Annotated in this window: 22 protein-coding genes; 2 read left to right on the forward strand and 20 right to left on the reverse strand. The window is 40.8% G+C overall.

Going from position 1 to position 20,156, the window contains the following annotated elements:
- Positions 1 to 38: 38 nt before the first annotated feature.
- The 16 genes from deoD to IOC57_RS19125 all read right to left on the reverse strand — a co-directional run bounded on the left by deoD (position 39) and on the right by IOC57_RS19125 (position 15,068).
- Positions 39 to 743, reverse strand: a complete 705-nt coding sequence (gene deoD / locus IOC57_RS19050) for a purine-nucleoside phosphorylase (RefSeq protein WP_207440173.1) — start codon at positions 741 to 743, stop codon at positions 39 to 41.
- 231 nt (positions 744 to 974) lie between these two features.
- Entirely contained in the window at positions 975 to 1,145 is a 171-nt protein-coding gene (locus IOC57_RS19055; RefSeq protein ID WP_064505166.1) for a YozD family protein, read from the reverse strand.
- A gap of 180 nt (positions 1,146 to 1,325) precedes the next feature.
- Positions 1,326 to 2,033: a hypothetical protein gene (locus IOC57_RS19060; RefSeq protein ID WP_207440174.1), complete on the reverse strand. Its 708-nt coding sequence runs from the start codon at positions 2,031 to 2,033 to the stop codon at positions 1,326 to 1,328.
- 150 nt (positions 2,034 to 2,183) lie between these two features.
- Entirely contained in the window at positions 2,184 to 3,950 is a 1,767-nt protein-coding gene (locus IOC57_RS19065; RefSeq protein ID WP_207440175.1) for an ATP-binding protein, read from the reverse strand.
- Positions 3,951 to 3,964: 14 nt separating this feature from the next.
- Positions 3,965 to 4,207, reverse strand: a complete 243-nt coding sequence (locus IOC57_RS19070; RefSeq protein WP_207440176.1) for a YozE family protein — start codon at positions 4,205 to 4,207, stop codon at positions 3,965 to 3,967.
- A gap of 460 nt (positions 4,208 to 4,667) precedes the next feature.
- Positions 4,668 to 4,943 (reverse strand): YokU family protein, encoded by a 276-nt coding sequence (locus IOC57_RS19075; RefSeq protein ID WP_207440177.1) that lies wholly within the window; start codon positions 4,941 to 4,943, stop codon positions 4,668 to 4,670.
- 1 nt (position 4,944) lies between these two features.
- Positions 4,945 to 6,348, reverse strand: a complete 1,404-nt coding sequence (gene kamA, locus IOC57_RS19080; protein ID WP_207440178.1) for a lysine 2,3-aminomutase — start codon at positions 6,346 to 6,348, stop codon at positions 4,945 to 4,947.
- Between the two features lie 120 nt (positions 6,349 to 6,468).
- A complete protein-coding gene (locus tag IOC57_RS19085; RefSeq protein WP_207440179.1) occupies positions 6,469 to 7,854 on the reverse strand; it encodes a sigma-54 interaction domain-containing protein in 1,386 nt (461 codons plus the stop codon).
- Between the two features lie 82 nt (positions 7,855 to 7,936).
- Entirely contained in the window at positions 7,937 to 8,785 is an 849-nt protein-coding gene (gene ablB, locus IOC57_RS19090; protein ID WP_207440180.1) for a putative beta-lysine N-acetyltransferase, read from the reverse strand.
- A 79-nt stretch (positions 8,786 to 8,864) separates the two neighbouring features.
- Positions 8,865 to 10,136, reverse strand: a complete 1,272-nt coding sequence (locus tag IOC57_RS19095) for a peptidase (protein ID WP_207440181.1) — start codon at positions 10,134 to 10,136, stop codon at positions 8,865 to 8,867.
- Positions 10,137 to 10,145: 9 nt separating this feature from the next.
- Positions 10,146 to 10,811 carry a 3-oxoacid CoA-transferase subunit B gene (locus IOC57_RS19100; protein WP_207440182.1) on the reverse strand — a complete coding sequence of 222 codons (666 nt, stop codon included), beginning with the start codon at positions 10,809 to 10,811 and terminating at the stop codon, positions 10,146 to 10,148.
- Complete coding sequence (locus tag IOC57_RS19105; RefSeq protein WP_207440200.1) at positions 10,778 to 11,488, reverse strand: 3-oxoacid CoA-transferase subunit A; 711 nt, start codon at positions 11,486 to 11,488, stop codon at positions 10,778 to 10,780. Before IOC57_RS19105 ends, IOC57_RS19100 begins: the two co-directional genes overlap by 34 nt.
- Positions 11,489 to 11,490: 2 nt before the next feature.
- A complete protein-coding gene (locus tag IOC57_RS19110; protein WP_207440183.1) occupies positions 11,491 to 12,855 on the reverse strand; it encodes an aspartate aminotransferase family protein in 1,365 nt (454 codons plus the stop codon).
- Positions 12,856 to 13,035: 180 nt separating this feature from the next.
- Complete coding sequence (locus IOC57_RS19115) at positions 13,036 to 13,365, reverse strand: hypothetical protein (protein ID WP_207440184.1); 330 nt, start codon at positions 13,363 to 13,365, stop codon at positions 13,036 to 13,038.
- A gap of 224 nt (positions 13,366 to 13,589) precedes the next feature.
- Positions 13,590 to 14,564 carry a S66 peptidase family protein gene (locus IOC57_RS19120; protein WP_207440185.1) on the reverse strand — a complete coding sequence of 325 codons (975 nt, stop codon included), beginning with the start codon at positions 14,562 to 14,564 and terminating at the stop codon, positions 13,590 to 13,592.
- Positions 14,565 to 14,918: 354 nt separating this feature from the next.
- On the reverse strand, positions 14,919 to 15,068 hold the full coding sequence (locus IOC57_RS19125; protein WP_207440186.1) for a YjcZ family sporulation protein: 150 nt from the start codon (positions 15,066 to 15,068) through the stop codon (positions 14,919 to 14,921).
- Positions 15,069 to 15,373: 305 nt separating this feature from the next.
- Here IOC57_RS19125 and IOC57_RS19130 point away from each other — a divergent pair, with 305 nt between their 5' ends.
- Positions 15,374 to 16,462 carry an SGNH/GDSL hydrolase family protein gene (locus tag IOC57_RS19130; protein ID WP_207440187.1) on the forward strand — a complete coding sequence of 363 codons (1,089 nt, stop codon included), beginning with the start codon at positions 15,374 to 15,376 and terminating at the stop codon, positions 16,460 to 16,462.
- 51 nt (positions 16,463 to 16,513) lie between these two features.
- Here the strand turns inward: IOC57_RS19130 and msrB are convergent, their stop codons facing one another.
- On the reverse strand, positions 16,514 to 16,942 hold the full coding sequence (msrB, locus tag IOC57_RS19135; protein ID WP_207440188.1) for a peptide-methionine (R)-S-oxide reductase MsrB: 429 nt from the start codon (positions 16,940 to 16,942) through the stop codon (positions 16,514 to 16,516).
- Entirely contained in the window at positions 16,932 to 17,423 is a 492-nt protein-coding gene (gene msrA, locus IOC57_RS19140; protein ID WP_207440201.1) for a peptide-methionine (S)-S-oxide reductase MsrA, read from the reverse strand. The genes msrB and msrA overlap by 11 nt, the downstream gene beginning before the upstream one ends.
- A gap of 237 nt (positions 17,424 to 17,660) precedes the next feature.
- Here msrA and IOC57_RS19145 point away from each other — a divergent pair, with 237 nt between their 5' ends.
- Complete coding sequence (locus tag IOC57_RS19145; protein WP_207440189.1) at positions 17,661 to 18,410, forward strand: DUF4397 domain-containing protein; 750 nt, start codon at positions 17,661 to 17,663, stop codon at positions 18,408 to 18,410.
- A gap of 54 nt (positions 18,411 to 18,464) precedes the next feature.
- Here IOC57_RS19145 and IOC57_RS19150 read toward each other — a convergent pair whose 3' ends face one another.
- A complete protein-coding gene (locus tag IOC57_RS19150; RefSeq protein WP_207440190.1) occupies positions 18,465 to 19,049 on the reverse strand; it encodes a YpmS family protein in 585 nt (194 codons plus the stop codon).
- Positions 19,046 to 19,888: an SGNH/GDSL hydrolase family protein gene (locus IOC57_RS19155; protein ID WP_207440191.1), complete on the reverse strand. Its 843-nt coding sequence runs from the start codon at positions 19,886 to 19,888 to the stop codon at positions 19,046 to 19,048. The genes IOC57_RS19150 and IOC57_RS19155 overlap by 4 nt, the downstream gene beginning before the upstream one ends.
- Between the last annotated feature and the right edge of the window lie 268 nt (positions 19,889 to 20,156).

Below are 20,156 nucleotides of genomic sequence, written 5' to 3' on the forward strand. Positions count from 1 at the left end.
CTATTCTTGGTCACCCGCCTATCATTTACATCCAATTATCAGTCCTGGATAGCAGCTTCCAATGCCACTTCAACCATTTCGTTAAAAGTTGACTGGCGCTCATCCGACGTAGTTTCCTCACCGGTTAAGATGTGATCGGAAATGGTTAATACAGATAAAGCTTGGCGGCCAAATTTAGCAGCAAGCGTGTATAGGGCTGCTGATTCCATTTCTATCGCAAGGATTTGGTATTTTGCCCATTTTTCCAATTCACTATTATCGTTATAAAACTGATCGGCAGTAAATACATTACCGACCTTCAATTGCAACCCCTTAGCCGTACCTGCGTCATAAGCTTTTCTTAGTAATTCGAAATCTGCGGTTGGGGCAAAATCCACTCCGCCGAAAGTCATGCGGTTCATTTGGGAATCGGTGGACGCACTCATGGCAAGGATCACATCCCTGACTTTTACATCTTTTTGAATAGCTCCTGCAGTTCCCACACGGATCAACTTCTGGACATTATAGCTATTCATCAATTCATTCACGTAAATCGAAATGGACGGGACACCCATGCCTGTACCTTGTACAGAAATTCGTTTCCCTTTATATGTCCCTGTGTATCCAAACATGTTTCGAACTTCATTATAAAGTTTAGCATCCTCTAAAAATGTTTCAGCAATATATTTTGCACGCAACGGGTCTCCAGGAAGTAAGACCGTTTCCGCAATTTCATTTTCTTTTGCACCAATATGTACGCTCATACGACTATGTCCTCCTTAACTTGTGGTTGAAATGATATTCAAAAACTACTATACCATATCAACCACAAGTTAGGAAAATTGAACCTTATCCTAGAACTTGAAAAACTGGAAATCACGAAAAGACTTTTAGTACCCTTACTCTAAACCGCAAACAAAACGGCGGAGGTCCGCCGTCTTTTTTAATGGTTAATAAAATTATGGGAAAGGAAGCTGCTAACCGTCATATGACGGTTACTCATCGACTTCTTCATCAATTATGCATTTTTCAAGAAGATATTCGAATGTGATGTCAGCAAGATCTTCAACTTCAGCTTCTGTTGGAAGATAGCCCCGTCTTATCAATTCTTGAAAAAAGAATTCCGCTATCTCTTCTGTATCAATAAAAACCTCAATTTCTCGCAAATCATCGCCCCCTTATTTAAAGGTCTATGAATGTGTAGAGACAAATATACCAGTAAGGCATCCCATAATGGAAAATCATTTGAAGGGCCTATAGTTATCATGGTCCTATTCGTGTTCAATTTGAAAGGAAGCTTCAATAGGAAATTTGGAAATTGCCCATTAAAAAGTTTGGGATACCTTTCACTTCGTTTGCTTCTTTTTATGATCTGGATAAATTTCCTCTGCCGCTTTTTCAATTTTAGCGAGGGCAATCTTCATGATATGACGATATTCATCATCGCCAAAATGTTCGTATAGCTTACAATAATCATTATATAAATCCAACAGTCCATCAATCATTTCCTTTTTTTCATTTTTTGTCATTGTCATATCTCGCTCACCTTTACCAGGGTTGTTTTGTTTAGCAATGATAGCAAGCTCATTTTTCTTTTTAGGAAGGAGCAGGCCCAACTTTTTAATGATTCCATCTGCACGTTTAGCATCGGCTATCAAAGTCAGTTCTTCTTCATGCGCTTCAAGCCATTCACCATCCGAGATTCTTGATAACTCATAGATTACATCCTCCCAGGCATTTTCCTTATAGCGCCAAATTTCCGTTCGATAGCCGATAATCTTGAAATAATCCTGTTCATAACCATCCACCTGGACCAAGTCACCTAATAAATATTTATATTCAATATCTATTTGCTCTTTTTGATAAAGGATTTCACCTTCATATTCATTTATCGATTGCAATGTTTTTTCGATATAAAGACCTTCACTATAGTTCACTTCATACACATAAGCACCATCGAGAAATTTCACATCGGTTATATTCCCGACTGTCCCATACATTGTTATTACGACTGTATCGCCTAATTTAAATTTCGGCTGTTTTTTTTTGCCCATAAGAGACATCCCCCAATATGGTCCTTATCGTTTGATTAGTAAATTATATGCACAAACAAACATGGAGGTTAATGGAAATGAGAGGGCATTTTGCTCATTTAGATAAGTAACCTGCCCATTTATTAAAGGGCACTACAACCAAAAACCGCCTCATTTAATGAGACGGTTCGCAGTGGGGATGATGAGCGTCACTTTCGTTCCTTCGTTGCGGACGCTCTCAATTTGGAATTTCCCTTTTAATTCCTCCATTATCTGAATGCACGTGGCCACACCTAATCCATTTCCTTCCGGTTTGGTGGTATAAAAGGGCATACCGATATTTTTTAGATTCTCGGGTCTGATGCCTTTTCCATCATCACTTATCACTAATTTTACATATTGGGACACCGAAGTCTGTTGCACTTCAATCTGTCCCCTTGCTTCAATGGCTTCACAAGAATTATTCAAGACATTCAAGAGAACCTGCCTTAACCGGTTCCTGTCTGAATAAACAATGACGGATTGTGTCACCCCATTAATTATTCTTACATGAGAACTCGGAATTGAGGCCGTATAGGTATCTATAAGTTCATCAAGGAAAAACTTTAAATCGATTTTCTCCCATTCCAATTGATGTGGTTTTGCCAAATCAAGAAGTTGTGTCACGAATACATTCACCCTATCCACTTCATGAAGCATGACATCACTATATTTTTCAATTAATGTTTTATCATGATCCTGGCTCTTCAAAAGTTGGAAAAAGCCCTTTATTGTCGTCAGTGGATTCCTGATCTCATGGGCGACACCGGCAGCAAGCTGGCCAACATATTTCAATTTTTCCGTACGGACGATTTCCTTCTCACGATCTTCTATCGTTTCCATCATCCTTAGAAAGGCAAGGTTCAATTTTTCCATTTCCTCGAAGCTTCTTTTGTCGGAAATGATGAATTCCTTTCCTCCAATGAAATCCTCTGTCGCCTCGACAAGCTCTTGAACTGGCCTCACGAGAGACTTTGTTAGTAAATAGACAGCTAGAATGATAGAAACAAAAACGATGCTGTAGATGGTCAGGTACCGTGTTAATAGATCATTCAAAGGCTGAAACACTTGTTTCTTATCGGCACCCACAACAACAAACCATTTATTCTCCGTTTCTGCTATCGTATGGACAAGCTGGATGGAATATATTTTTTCCCCATTCTCTGCACTGTACAATTCATCCGATAACGAAGCTTCCATTAGCTTATCTTTCGTTAATCCCATTTCCTTCAAGGCAGAATCCTGCATGACGCCATGCGGGTCTTTTTTCGAAATCATGATACCTTCTTGATTGATCATGAAAAAGTTCACTGGGTATTTATCGCTAATTTCATTAGCCTTTTTCCCCATCATCTCCCAAAGTCCTTCCAATCGGAAAACTGGAGATACGACACCGATCATTTTCCCTGCATTATCATATACCGGCGCACTCAGAGCTATTATTGGTTCTGAGTAAGCACGGGTTTTATATACGTCAGAAAGGAATTCATGACCCTCTATGGCCTCTTTGAACCATATTTTCTTCGCTAGGTTGTCCCCAATCATTTTATTGGATGTATCTGCAATGACATTGCCTTCCATATCTAAATGCATGACACCATAATAATTTCCTTTTGCATCGATAAACTTTTTTAGTTCATCTGACTTCTCTTCTTTTGAATAGCCAGGATTGATGATTACCGAATTTGCACTCATTAACTTCACATCACTGATCCGTTCGTTCAAATAACTGTATGTTTCATTTACTATATTCTGTGAACCTGCATTCAGGGAGTTTTTGGCTTCCTTTTCCAGCAGGGACCTTTGTGATCCATAGGAAATGAGCCCCAATATCAGAAGCGGAACACTTGCTATAAGTAAAGAATAAAGCAAAATTCGGGTTTGAAGGCTTTTAAGCATCCTTCCGATCCTCCCTATTCCTGATCTCCCAATTGGAGCCCTTCTTCTATTTGAACATATTCTTCCCATGCATTATCGAATACTGACATACTTTCTAAATAGTCTGCATTCAATTCTAAATAAGTGCTCAGTTCATTATAATCAGTCGATTGTTTTGGGAAGCCATGATCCTCATAGGCATGATTGGCAAATTTAGTGATTGCATCAATTTCCTTTGGCTGTCGAAACTTCATTAAATATATATAAAATGGTCTCATGATGTCGAGCCCCCCCTCAAATAACTATGATTTCTGCTTTAATATATCGGAAACTTTCACTTCCGTCCACTTTTTTTAAACTCAATTTGGTTTTTCCTTCCTCATTTTGTGAAATCCATGATTTTTCAACATAAAATGCATTAGATATTTTACGGAATTACTCTTAAATATCGGACTCCCTTTCAAGAATTTTTTTTACCATTAACGAATTAGTTCTTCATGATTCGATAAAGGAAAGGAGTGCTTCAATCTTGTTTAACCTACTTCTTCAATCACATACCCAAGCCGCTTAAAAACACGCAGAGTATTGAAGGATGACTTCAAAATCTTATTATCAAAATTACCCGGAGGCTTTCATTTTGTGAAAGGGAAAAACCCCTTCATCTAAGATAGAAATAGCGGTTTACACTGTTCCGTCAAAAATGAGGGGATTTATTCATATATGTGATACACCCTGCCACTAAAAGTCAAAGTAATTACGTTTCAACAGCCTTTTCATGTTCATTAGCTCACTGTACTTCGTTTGTTTTTCAAGTTGTTTCGAATCAATTAAAAATAGTTGATTTTCAATTTCCTTCACTATTTCATCACTCTGGAAAAGAGCATCGCAACTCTCACAATGAGATGAAGGGGTTTCCGTAATTTCAATCGCCCTCGTACCATCCGGCAGTTCCCAATACACGGTCCCCTTTACTGATGTAAGCTTCCCTTCCTCACACCATGGACACGTCTCCATGTTATTCATCCCCCTTTGGAGTACCCTTTTTTTGCTGTGCCTGGAATTTCTTTTCTTTTAACAGATCTCGCTTTTCACGTTGGTTTTTCAATGAAGCATGCTCTGGGTTGGTCACGTAATTTTCCCGTCGATTCATTCGCTTCAGCCCTTCGGGCACTAAATTGAATTGCTTGTCGTTCATTAAACCCGATACACCTATATCTGACTGTTTTTCTTCCATATCAGGGTACACCCCTTTGAAATAATCATCTGCAAGTCCTGGTGTATATTGCTCAGGTTCTGGATATGTGGTGATCACACCTTCAAAATTGCGCAGCACCGTTTTTGTTGGAGATTGTGAAAGGATATAATTCGGCTGCAGTGTTATTTTCCCTCCCCCTCCTGGAGCATCGACGACGAAGGTAGGTACAGCATACCCGGACGTATGGCCCCGGAGCCCTTCGATGATTTCAATCCCTTTTGAAATGGGGGCTCTGAAATGACCGATGCCTTCCGATAGATCGCATTGATAAATATAGTAAGGGCGGACACGGATCTTAACAAGATCATGCATCAGCTTTTTCATGATTGCGACACTGTCATTTATCCCCGCTAAAATAACTGCCTGGTTGCCCACCGGTACACCTGCATCGGCAAGCATCTCACATGCTTTCTTTGACTCCTCGGTAATTTCTATCGAGGTATTGAAATGGGTATTAAGCCAAACCGGATGATACTTTTTTAAAATGACACATAAATTTTCAGTGATTCTTTGAGGAAAAACAACCGGAGCACGCGTACCTATCCTGATTATTTCAACATGTGGAATTTCCCTTAAGTTTTTGAGGATGTATTCAAGGATCGTGTCATTGATCAATAATCCGTCCCCGCCGGAAATAAGAACATCCCGAACTGCCGGTGTCTCACGTATATAACCGATTGCAGCGTCCAATTGTTTTTTTGGTACGCCCATGCCAATTTGGCCTGAAAAGCGTCTTCGTGTACAATAACGGCAGTACATGGAGCACTGATTCGTCACCAAAAAAAGTACGCGGTCCGGATATCTATGGGTCAGTCCCGGCACAGGGGAGTCCTCATCCTCATGAAGGGGGTCTTCCATGTCATATTTGGTTTTATGCATTTCTTCCGAGATCGGGACCGATTGCATTCTGATTGGACACCTTGGGTCATCTTTATTCATTAACGAAGCATAGTATGGGGTGATATTCAATGGAATGGTTTTTGTGGAAATCCTCACACCTTCCTCTTCATCCGGAGTCAGGTTTATCACTTTTTTCAAATCATCAACCGTTCGGATCGTATTCGTAAGCTGCCACAGCCAGTTGTTCCATTGTTCTTCGGTTACATCTTTCCATAGCTCTATATCTTTCCAATTGCGATCTGGCTTATATAAGTCAAATAACATGGTTATACCTCCTGAGTTATGATAGTAGTATTAAATGCAAGAAGGGTGCCAAAATGACCCAAAAATTCGAAGGTCCATAAAAAAAACCGGACTGCTGGCTGCATCCGGATTTTTTTCCATTCAAATATGTTTTTTTATTTTATATTGCAAGGTCTGTCTTGGAATTTGCAAAAGCTTCGATGCCTGGAAAACGTTACCGTTCGTTTGAAGTAGGGCCTCGGTGATCAATTTCGTTTCCATCTCGATCATGGCCTCACGAAGCGGAAGAATTTTTTCTGATGAGGAAGTGATGCGCTTCTTTAAAAACTGGGGTAAATCTTCAAGATTCAAAACATCAGTCTCCGTATGGTTCATCATGAATTCTATCGTATGTTTAAGCTCCCTTACGTTTCCTGGCCAATGATATTTCCGAAAAAAAACCTTTGTCTCCTCCTCCATGCCTTTTATGGACAGTCCCATTTTACTGTTAAATATGGATACGAAATGTTCAGTAAGTAGCTCTATATCAACAATCCGCTCCCTTAGCGGAGGCAGCTCGTAGCTCAATACGTTCAATCGGTAAAATAAATCCGGCCTTAGCCTGTTTTCCGATACGGCTTTCTTAGGATCTATATTCATCGCTGCCATGATCCTGACATCCACCTGTACACTCTTTGTACCGCCTATCCTCCTGATGAACCCATCTTCAAGCACACGCAGGAGCTTCGCCTGCAAGTCAATCGGCATCGATTGCAATTCATCCAAAAACAAGGTTCCGCCATTGGCTAATTCAAACAATCCCTGGCGTTCCATAGCACCAGTGTAGCTTCCTTTTGCGGTACCGAATAGAAGCGATTCCAACAAATTTTCTGGTAAGGCCGCACAATTTTGCGCGATGAATGGTTCTTTACTGCGGCTCGAATCCTGGTGGATGCTTTGAACAAAGAGCTCTTTACCTACACCGCTTTCCCCATAAACCAATACCGATGAGGAGGATCGGGCAGCCTTTTTCCCTTGTGATATCAAATCTTTAAACCCAGTATCACTTGTCACGATTTCAGTGAAAGAATACAACCCGGCGCTCCCAGGCGTTTTCCTTTCAGGACTTTTAATCGTCTTGAGCGAGCTTTCCAGGTCAGCTAACCTTTCAGATAATTGCTTCAAGCTCGAATAATCCTTGGCAATTTCTATTGCACCTATCATAAACCCATCCACATATATGGGGAGCGTCGTATTTAGCGTCTCAATGATACGCCCATGTGCATTTACATACGATTGACTATAGTTGTAGATTGGTTTTTCAGATTTAATGACCCGGAGTAAAGTCGATGATTTGTGATTCAAAGAAGGGAAGGCTTCAAGCAACGGTCTCCCCAGCACCTCACTTCTTTTCATCCCATCATGATTGGCCGCCACACCGTTATAAAAGATGGTCTGTCCTTTTGGATCTATCACATGAATGCCTTCATCAATGGTTTCTAATATCGCTTCCAAAACTTCACTTGTATTTAAAAATTCACTTGGCAAGATATCCCTCCTTAAGTCCCTCTTGCTAGATGTATATGAGGAAATGCCAAAAACTTGTCATGACCCGCCTAAAAATGAGCATTCAGGTAAAATTTTTCACCCAAAGGTTCATATCTTCCAGTTTATCGAAAATGTAACAATTGTTGGCCAAACGTCCGCGGTACGAGTATCCATGCTGATGCAATGCAGCATTCATTCCGAATGAGAGCGACCGGGCAATCGAATAGATACAATATATTCCATGTGAAATAAGATAGTCTTCAAGTGCAGAAATCAAGTGTTTCATCAAGCCGTACTGCCGATGTTCCGGCAGTGTCGCACAGTCAGTGATTTCTGCATTATGGTAAAAGGAATCAATTTCTGCGGAAGCAGCACTGACGATCCTCTCTTGATGGATATAAATATAAAAAACCGTTCCCATTTCCATGCACTTTTTCACATATACCGGATCATTCATCGGTGTGGGATACACTTCGAAAACCTTCGCATACAATTGGGCCAATTGAAGTGCATCGGTCACTTCTGCTTTACGGCCTTGATAGACTGACGGCGGATCATCTATTCCTGATTTTATAGGCAAATTCTGAACATCGGTAAGGATTTGATCTTCCTTTTCCCATTCTGCACTGTTGCGCCTTTCATTCCGGTTATACTTAACAAGAAAGAAACAATCGCTTCCCAAAAAGAATTTATCGATGCTTCCTTCATATAGAAAGCCCTGAGCAAGCAATGCCATGACATTTTCCTTGCGTGACTTGATGATGATTTTTTCTGCTGATATGCTCTTAGCCACCTTCAAAGATTCCTCCACGCATTCTTGAAAATGACCTAGATAATCGTCAACCCTTAATCGCTTATTAAAATGGTCGATCGTAATATGTATGGTGCACCTTGGCTTTTGAATTCTTTTTTCAATGATTCCAGCCTCCATTTGTCCCACTCCTTTCACATCTTCAATAATTGTTGCGGAAGGCCTGACCCTTCCTGGAATCAGACCTTGGGGAAAATGATTATTGCTGGTCCACCCCACACCATTCAATAATGGTCAATGCGATGATTTCCGCAACCTCCATCATTTTATCCACCTCTATATATTCGTTCGAATCATGGGCCATCTTCGTTTCCCCTGGTCCAAACACAACTACGGGGGTAGAGCCAACCAATGAAAGATACCCTCCATCCGTCGCCCAAGGGGACGCTTCGACAAGCGGTTTTTCCCCTGCCACTTTTTCATAGTATGTGCCAATTGTCTTCATGAGCGGGTGATTTATTTCGAGATTGCCAGGCAGCCATCTGGCACCAAACCATTCTAATTCAATAGGTTTTTCTTTGAACCATTCATCATTCTGGTTTAAAGCATCTATTCGCTCCTTCAGCGATTTTTGTGCCTCTTCCATGGTTTCTGTCGGGGCGATGCCGAATCTACCTTCCAGAACGGCTGTATCCGGCACGGAGGAAGGCCAATTCCCGCTTTGAATGCTTCCTATGTTGATTGGAATGGGGATAGGGACATTCTTATAGAGTGAATGATGGAGTGACTCATTCCGTTCTTGTTCAAGCTTCTTGATTTCATTCATTACACCAACCGCTTTATCTATTGCACTGACACCTTCATACCTCGTGCCTCCATGTGCAGACTTGCCTTTTATTCTCAGCCGAAACCACATCGAACCTTGCTGCAAAGGGAATAGTTTCATATTTGTAGGCTCCGGAATGATTGCACCATCAGCTTTGTACCCCCGTAAGACTGCCGCAAGTGTGCCGGCACCACCGCTTTCCTCTTCAATCACACTCTGGAATATCACATTTCCCTTCAATTGGATACCAGATTCGACGATCGCTTCAATGGCCAGCAATAAAGATACATTGCCGCCTTTCATATCCGTAGTTCCCCGCCCGAAAACTTTCCCGTCTATTAACTTGCCGCTATAGGGTTCATCGTGCCATGCTGCATGATCTCCTTCAGGAACCACATCAATATGTCCGTTTAAAATAAGAGATTTCCCCTTGCCTGTTCCCCTTTTAATAGCCACAAGGTTTGGATTTCCTTTAAAATCCCTGCGGTCGCAATAAAAATGGGGATGTTTTCTTAATTGTTCATCCCCGATTTCCCAAAGATCTATTTCTAGACCAAGTTGTCTGCATTTCTCGACCACTATGGCTTGTGCACTCCCTTCTTGCCCCCTTTTGCTCGGTTCCTGAACCAGTTTTTGCAAAAGCTGGACCCCATTCATCCGATGTTCATTCAACCATGTTCTTATTTTTTCCTCATACATACCCATTCTCCTCTCTCATTCTTTTAAAATATGGATGTTTTCAGTGACGGTAAACGAGGCTTCGGTCCGATTCCTGATTTCCTGAATGCTGGACGTATCAAATACATCAGTTAATAGAAGGCCCTCCGAAGTTACGGAAAATACGCCTAATTCGGTGATGATCATATGTACGCATTTCTTGGCAGTTAACGGTAACGTACATTTTTTCACTAATTTTGACATGCCCGTTTTATCGTTATGTTCCATCAAGACAATGACCTTTTTTGCCTTTGCAGCCAGTTCCATGGCACCGCCCATGCCTGGCACCCGCTTTCCCGGTACAATCCAATTAGCGAGATCCCCCGCTTGACTTACTTGAAGGGCACCTAGAATCGAGATATCCACCCTGCCGCGCCGTATCATCCCAAATGCAACAGTACTGTCGCAGTAAGAAGCCCCGGCTCTAATGGTGATCGGCAGTCCCCCAGCATTGCAAAGATGCGCATCTTCCTTCCCCGTTTCGGGAGTACTGCCAATACCCACAAGGCCATTTTCAGCATGAAACATCACTTTATGGTCATTCAAAAGATGATTCGGTACATGTGATGGAATGCCAATTCCCAAATTGACCAGCATCCCATCGCATATTTCTGCTGCTGCCCGTTTCGCTATTCTATTTCTATCTTCGGTTCCCAAACCCATTTCCAATCGACTCCTTTTGATGGAATGATATAATCCACAAAGGCACCCGGAACAATGATATCCTCTGGATCCAAAGAGCCAAGCGGAACGATTTGCATCGCTTCGACTATAGTGATTTGTCCGGCCGCAGCAACGATTGGATTCGTGTTCCTGGCACTTTTATCAAATATTAGATTGCCATAAGGATCTGCCTTTTCTGCATAAACAATGGCAATATCTGCAGTTAATGCCTGTTCCACCAGATAATTTTTCTTACCTAGGTTTACGGTTTGCTTGCCTTCCCGGACAATATCGGCCTCTATTCCAATATCAGTCAATATCCCACCTAGTCCCATCCCTCCGGCCCGGATGCGTTCAACAAGTGTCCCTTGCGGAGAGAACTCCACCTCGAGTTCTCCATTATTCATTAATAGTCCTGCATTTGGATTGGAACCGATATGGGAAACGATGATTTTTTTAGCACGGCGTTGGGTGACCAGTTTTCCGATTCCAATATCAGGGAAACCTGTATCATTTCCTATCAAAGTTAAATCCTTTATGCCTGATTCCAAAATTAGATTGATCAATCCCGGGGGCGTCCCTATGCCACCGAACCCCCCAAACATGATGGACTGATCATCTTGAAAGTGATGGCGGACATCCTCCAAACGACAAATCTTCTGGAATGTATTTTCCACCACTATCGCTCACTTCCTTGTTGTGATGGCCGTTTACCTATCGATTCATTAAATTGCCCAAAAGTTATATCGACTCTCATTAACAATTCAGCACACTCCTCTTCCGATATCGTTAAAGGCGGGGAGATGATAATGGCGGCCCCGGTTACACCGTCAAGTCCTGCTGCTGCGGGATAAAGAAGTATCCCATTCCTCATTCCCAATTCGATAATTTCATTGGTCACGTCAGCCTCCTTCGGAAATGGGACCTTCGTATCTTTTCCCTGGACAAATTCGATGCCAATCAATAAACCTCTCCCGCGAATATCACCGACAAAGGAATACTTCCCTGCCAACTTTTTCAAGCCCCTAATCAGGTAAGTCCCTCTATCGGCTGATTTTTCGACAAGTTCATTTCTTTCGATATATTCTAAAACGGCCAAAGACACCGCACACGATAACGGATTTGCACTAAGCGTATGGCCTCCTATTATTGACTTCGATCCTTTCATTATTGGCTCCATCACATTTTTGGTCATTACTGCGGCAGCTATCGGGGTATATCCCCCACTCATCCCTTTACCAAAAGTTACGATATCAGGTTCCACATCCCAATATTCAGAAGCAAGCATCTTCCCTGTACGTCCAAATCCGGTCATCACTTCATCGGCAATGAATAAAATATCATTGTCTTCGCAGATTTTCTTGAGTTTTCGAAAATAACCATCAGGAGGAACAATGGCCCCTCCGGCTGCTCCAATAACAGGTTCTGCAATGAACGCCGCTATATTTTCACTGCCAATACGCCGGATTGATGCTTCCAATTCCGAAGCACAGGCCATTCCGCACGTATGTGGATCAAGTTGAAGTGGACACCGGTAACAATATGGAGGTGATACGGAAGGATACGATTCAAGCAAAGGAGTAAATCGTTCCCGGCGAATCGGATGGCCAGACATGGAAAGAGCTCCCATCGTTATGCCGTGGTAGCTCATCCACCTCGATATGATTTTCTGTTTCTTGTGCTTCCCTTTTTCCTGCCAATGCTGGATGGCAATTTTCAATGCCGTTTCAGTCGCTTCGGAGCCGCTGTTTACAAAAAAGCTGTATGTCAGTTCCCCTTTGGTCAATTCTGAAATTTTTCCGGCAAGTTTCTCCGCAGCATCGCTGGTGAATTGGGAACGATACACAAATGAAACCTGTTTAGCCTGTTTTACCATCGCTTCTATGATCTCCTGGACCCCATGGCCAATATTGGCTGTAACAGCACCGGAAGAAGCATCTAGGTAATCCTTTCCTGCTTTATCGTATAAAAACACTCCCTGACCATGGCTGATAGTCGGATAGGCTCCTCCCAGGACCGGTTTGATCAATGACGACTGCTCCATTAGCCCACACACTCCTTCTCAAAAAAACAAATGCAATATAGTAAAGTGTATGTCCAGATGAAGTCAATCTTGCTAAGGAAATTGACCAAAGCATGTAAATGGATAAATTTCTTGGTTTCATGGAGGATATCCAAAAAATGGCGACAAAAAAAGTGTATCCGCGAGAGATACACTTTTTTCTTACAATGCGCTATTTAGTTTTTCTTTACGAATTGACTCCAAAAAACTTTCATCCTTTAAAACAGCCAGCACATTTTTATAAAAAGCAGTTTTATCGATAACTGAAGTATGTACATATTCATACTCTTTTAAAGACGGATGACGCAAAACATTTTTCATGCAGGAATGACAAACTTTTTTAGTTCCTAACTTATAGTAGTTCAAGTTACTTGCATCCCCATTAGAAGTGTCTTCGTTACAAACGAAGCATGTATGGCTCACACGGCCTTTTTTATTATACTCGGCCAAAGCCCCTTCTAGACGAATGGATGCGGGAATTGTTAATAACACATAATCACCTTTTCTATTTTAAATCTCTTAGTATTATATCAGAAAAATATAGAATTTGAACTATAAGACTCATATTCCCTAATAATGCTTGTAAAATAGTACATTTTCCAGGGCTGACAAGAGGAAAGAATCCTAAAATACACCAAAACGCAAAATATATTCATACAAATCCCGAACAGATTAAAACACCGTCCACTTTTTGAACGGCGTCCTCAAACTGTGTGTCATGAATGGATTTTGATCGTCGCTTTTCCGTTCTTCACTTTCATTACCGCTTTTGAACCAACCGGCACCGTTACGAATGGATGAACATGTCCAAAATTGGCATTAGCGATGACAGGGATGCCATTTATCTCCCTTTTGGCAGCAATGATTTCCTGCAAAGCATATTCAGTCATTCCTGAATCCTTTTGAAAACGGCCGATGACGATTCCTTTAATCCCACTTGCACCTGGCTGATGGAGCAAGGATTGTAAATCCCGATCAAAACTGAAAGGATGGCTTTCTTCATCATCTTCTATGAAAAGGATGCTGTCCTTTAATGAAGGCATGTACTCTGTACCTTGTAATAGATTGAGCGTACAAAGGTTCCCTCCAACGATTGTCCCAGCCGCGTCACCTTCCTGAATGACCATATATCCAGCATTTGGGTGAAAAGTTCGATCATCCTGTTCCAAATGCCAAGAATCATCACTCCACGTTTTACTTGGATCAAGATAAAAGTCTTCACTTTCAATTACAGCCTTTTTAAAATATTCCATTGTATATTCCAGACCAGCCTTCATCCCGAACGTCGAAAAATGGGGACCTGAATATGTAGTTAAGCCTGTTTTATTATAAATGGCCAATAAAATTGCGGTTATATCACTATATCCGATCAACACTTTTGGATTTTCCTTAATCAAATCATAATCGATATACCGTAGCAATTGGTTAGCGTTATATCCCCCGATGGCTGTAAAAATCCCCTTCACATTCGGATCCCTGAAAGCCTCATGTAAATCCTCGATCCGGTCTTCAATCGAATTCGAGAAAAAGTCATCATGGAACAAAGCCGTTTTTCCATATGTCACTTTAAAACCAAGCTCATTCAATCTTTCTTCTGCCAATCTGCGTTGTTCTCCTTTGACAATCGCCAAGCTTCTTGAAGGAGCAATTACGCGAATTTCATCCCCTGCTTGCAAACGGGAAGGTTTCATATCTATATCCCCCTAAATGAATTACATTCTGTCGCTATTTTAGCAGAAATCGTGAACAAAGAAAAACCAAGACCCTTATGGTAGGTATGTCATTCACACAACTTACTTTCCTTGCAAAACCTTTGGCCTGGCTTTTCACTTCAATGGCATTTTCCCTTCATTCCCTTTGTGCCAGTATCAGGATTGGAAAAAGGAATGGTTATGTATCGCCTGTCCGATGATTCCTGGATTTATCCATGCCTTTTTTAGCCAACTGCCCTGGAATCAGAAAGGGACACCGTTAATGCCACCATTTTCCTTACATCTAGCATAAAGAAAAGACCAGCTTTTTCAACTGGTCTTTTGGTTATTCAATTAGCAGCAGAATGAAGCTCCGATAATAATCAATAGAATGAACAAGACAACGATTAATGCGAAGCCTGATCCAAATCCGCAACCGCCGCCGTATCCACCTCCACCATAACCGTACCCTGGTCCTGCAACATTTCCACCATATCCGTACATTAAGTTTCACTCCTTTTAGAATTCTGATTTCTCTTTACACCTTACCATATGTCAATACGCCCGCCTTGGTCTGTGCATTTGCCTATTTTTCTTGATTTTAAAAAAAGCTTCAATCAACATCTTCATCACCGTTTATCATTCAATGGCTGAAAAATAAAAAGGAACCATGAAAAATGTCAAAAAACGTTTCATTTTTATTGTGTTACTTTAAAATTGGGATATAATAAGGAAAAAACTATTCTTAGCCTCTTTTAGCTATCTCATACCCAGTTAGATACATAAAAGGTTAATACGGGGGAACATAATTGAAAACAAGCGCAAAATCCTTCATCCCTTTCGCTGCAATCGCCACAATCCTTCTAATCAGCTATATCCTTCAAAAAGTTCCTAAAACATATGGATCAGATGATTCGGTAAATGTTTATCAAAAATTCCAAACAGGCCAGCCCATTCAGTATCTCGTTATTGGAGACAGCATCGGAAGAGGGTCGGGAGCTGAGAAGCCTTATCTAACATGGTTCAAACAGTTAGAAAATAAGATGAATGAAACCAATGGCATTCCTTTACACGGAGACTATGTGGTCCAAAGCGGAGCCACTGCATTTGAAGGTCTATTCAAGCTTTCCCAAAGAAGGGAGCATGATCATAAAGATCTGATTTTTTTCGTTTTTGGTGAAAATGATCGCAAATATATGAATGTCGATGATTTTACCATGACATATGAAGCGTTAATGAGAAAGACAAAACGTCTCCACCCTAACGCTGAATTATTCACAATAACAGAGAGTTCCTTGAAATATGAGGAATTTGCATCTGCTATTGGAATTTTATCCAAACATTATGGTGCAACGAATGTGGATATGCGACCAATATTCAAAGATTCAGGATATACGGAAAAACAGCTGACCAGAGATTTGATTCATCCAAATGGGCTTGGTTATAAATTATATGCTGATGCCATTTATGAACGGTTCCTGGATAACATCAAACAGGAGAAGGCTGTAGCAGGTCTTCCATCTAAGCTTCATGCCCGTTCTGGGTTTGAATTATCGGAAATTGACCACTATGAAAAAATGAGTGGTTTCCGTCCAAGGGGCGGCTATTTCACTAGTAGTGAAAAGGGCAGTGTGATTGAATATAATTTCAAGGGAAGTATGCTTGGTGTGAAACTTCTTAGAAGTCCTGATGGCGGGGAAGTGAATGTATGGATCGATGGAAATGAAATCACGACTTTGAATACGTGGTGGCCATTTGCCCGTGAAAGATATTTATTTGTCACAAACGGGCTCCGTCCCGGTTCACATACTGTCCGTTTTGAGGTGATTGGCAGGACTAAAGCAATGGAACTTACCACAATTCCTTATGTCCGGATCGCATCAATCATCACAGATTGAATATTACTCAATAAATAACCCCCTATCATTATCTGATAGGGGGTTTTCCAGTCAATCAAAAAGCTTTTTGTATTCTCCGTATCCTTCTTTTTCAAGATCTTGGAGCGGGATGAACCTTAATGAAGCAGAATTGATGCAATAGCGTAATCCCGACGGTCCCGGCCCATCATTGAAAACATGACCCAGATGAGAATCGGCAATTTTTGAGCGAACCTCGATCCGTCTCATACCATAACTCGTATCGAGGTTTTCCACGACTTCCTCTTCGTTAAGCGGTTTAGTGAAGCTTGGCCACCCGCAGCCTGAATCGAACTTTTCCTTTGAAGTAAAAAGTGGATTACCTGAAACGATATCGACATATAATCCATCCTCCTTCAAGTTCCAAAATTCATTGTTAAATGCTGGTTCCGTTCCATTATTTTGCGTGACTTCATATTGAATCGGAGTGAGTTTTTGTTTTAATTCTTCTTTACTTTTCATTTTCTTCCCCCCAGTGTTGTTGTATAAATGCTTTGCGTCCTGAGCCAATCGAATATCTTTCATAATGCTCAGGTTGCTTTTTATAATAATGCTGGTGGTAAGTCTCGGCTGGATAAAACATTTTGGCTGCTAAAATCGGAGTTACGATCGGTCCGGAAAATTTGCCGCTCGCCTGCAGCTTAGATTTGGATTCTTCTGCAATTTCTCGTTGGTTTTCATCATGATAAAAAATGGCCGTTTGATAAGAACTTCCCCGATCATAAAATTGCCCCCCAGCATCTGTCGGGTCAATTTGCTGCCAGAATAACTCGATTATCTTCTCATATGGATATACGTTTGGATCAAAGGTGATCTGAACAGCTTCATAATGTCCCGTCGTTTCAGAACAAACCTCTTTGTACGTGGGATTTTCCGTAGTCCCGCCTGTATAGCCAGAGATAACGGATTCGATGCCAGGCTGTTCATCGAACGGTTTCACCATGCACCAGAAACATCCACCTGCGAATGTTGCTTTCTCTAATTGCTTTGTCAAATGAAAATCCTCCTTTTTTACAAACAATCCATTGAATGCATTTTAACGCTTTTACATTACCCTGTAAAATATTATGCTGATCGACCCTTTTCACGAAAATGATCCCTTCCGTTTTTAAATGAGAGACACACGCCCAAGCATAAAAACATATGATAAGAACATACGGAAATATGAGGGGGATTGGAAATGAGCGATAAACAATCATATTCACAAAACTCCATAACATATGATTTACTATCGTCTTATTATAAAAACATCGATCCGCAATTGCATGATTATTATAACCATAAGCATTTGAAAAGCCTCGAAAAATCAACACAACAATTTAGAAATGAACAAATGAATGTCCTGCTGCCTGCACAAGTACGCTTTTTACATGCTGCCCCAAAAGCTCCCTCATTTGATGTTTATGTAAATGAAATGTGTATCCTCAAAAATTTCTCATATAAAGAGAACAATGGTTATTTACCACTGCCCCCTGCCAAGTACCAATTGGATATATACCGCAGCGGGCAAACCACCATGCCTCTTTTAAGCTGTATAGTGGCTCTCGAAAGCGGGAATCCCTATACCATTGCCTTAGCAACTACCCTGGCTGCTGAATCGTTGAAAATGTTACATTTTGAAGATAATCCAACTGTTCCTCCAAATGAAGCAAAGGTTCGATTCATCCAGCTTTCACATGATATACGCTCATTGGATATTGCCATCAAAGATGGAGATGTCGTTTTTGATCGACTCCATTTCGGGAAAGAAAGCGAATATCTTAATATTCAGCCGATGATAGTAGACTTCGAAGTGAGGATAGCTGGGACAAAAGAGATCGTATTCCCTTTGCCAAACAAGGCTTTCCAAGAAAATACTCCCTCAACCATTTATATAATCGGATCGTATCGGAAATCATCCTCACTAGAAACCCTTACGCTCTCTCCATAAATGGACAAAAAACCAGGATGCGACGATCCTGGTTTTTTGTCCATTTATTCACGATCACTGCAATGATGATGGGATGGTCAATAAAAATGAAATATCATCATGTTTTAGATCGAATTCTTTCGCCTTCACCCTAACATCGCTTTTCAGTTCCATATCCTGTAATGACACATAAATACTTTCGTCATTGGGACTGATGCTAACCCAATCCGGCATATTATAACGTTCATTTATTAAATTCATTACATATGAAACAGGAAGGTTCATTTGCCCGACTGCAATTGATTTTTGCTTTAGGATCAAATCCCCATTCTTTTGGGCAATTGGTTCAAAAGTCAATTTCATTTCCACTTCACGGTTGAAAAATGGCATTGTTCCATATAACTCGACTTCATCCGTTAAATACACTTCATAGTGAATAGATCCCGTCAATCCCTCTTTATCCAAATACTGGTTGATTAATCTTGTCAAATCTTCCCGATTCGTGTGAATTTGAAATTGAATATCTTCTTCGCGGCTTACTTTGGGTATCAACTCTTTATCTTTAGTCGGCAGATTAACTAAAATCGTTACAAACAGGATGACCAGGATGTTTAGAGCTAATAGGGAAATAAACAAAGTCTTCCATTTGACATTTGTCATTCTTGGTCATCATCTCCTTTGGCACTCGCTTCCAATGTATCCTTTCCGATAGTGGTAATATCCATATCATTATAGATTCTTGTCGCGATTAATTCATATCCGCGGTCATTTGGGTGAAAATAATCCTCGGCATACAGCAAATCTTCTTCTGAATTCTCGAAAATGTCTGCTATTTCAATAAAATAGGCTGAATCATATTCTTCGATAATTTCTTTTCCGCTTTCATTCCAATCATTCATGATCATATCTAGTTCATAAAAATCTGCGAACCATTTGGAAAAAGGATTATAGACGCCCACTAGATAAATTTGCGCATGATCATTTTCGGAACGAACCTTATCAAGTATCTGCCTTAATCTTTTTTCATACCCTATTTTTGCCGAATCAAACTGATTCAGTTCCAAGTTCGAGAAATTCTGCTTAAAGACCCTCATGATATCATTTCCACCGATTGTGACGACAATCGAGTCAGCTTGCTTTATGTCTTCTTTAATCCTAGCTTTATCCAGTCTTTTCAATAGTTGGTCGGTCCTATTTCCACGTATGCCATGATTAATCATCTCAACGGAAATAATCGATGGTTCTTTTTCCAGCTTATTTTGTAAATACGGCAAATACCCGCCATTATCTTTACTATCACCGACACCTTGAGTCAAGGAATCGCCAATCGATACGATTTTCACAGGGTCCGGAAAAAAGCTGGCAGGAATGGTTTCCTTTTTACTCAGCTCAACTATGCTTTTCTGCTGAACAGATGGCTGATTTGAGACTGTTTCACTTTGACCGCAGCCTGAGATCCAAACTAGGCATATGAAAAGACAGGTGATTCTGTATCCCATGACCCTCACCTTCCTACCCATACATTATATCATGCAGAAAACGTAAGATTGCAAACAATATACCTTCATTGTACTTCTAACCCTAACTATACGATATGAAAAATGCAGTGATTTAAAGCTAGTCCTATAAAAATTAGCATGTACTGAGCATGCAAAATCATTCTTCGTTCCCGCTGTTTCTTCAAAAACAAATTGCCTCATTTTCACCATCGCCAACGATTTAGTGAAATCATATTAAAGGCTGGATGAAAACAGAAAGAACAGGTCA

It is taken from the genome of Bacillus sp. SD075 (assembly GCF_017355165.1).
Lineage (GTDB): Bacteria > Bacillota > Bacilli > Bacillales > DSM-1321 > Peribacillus.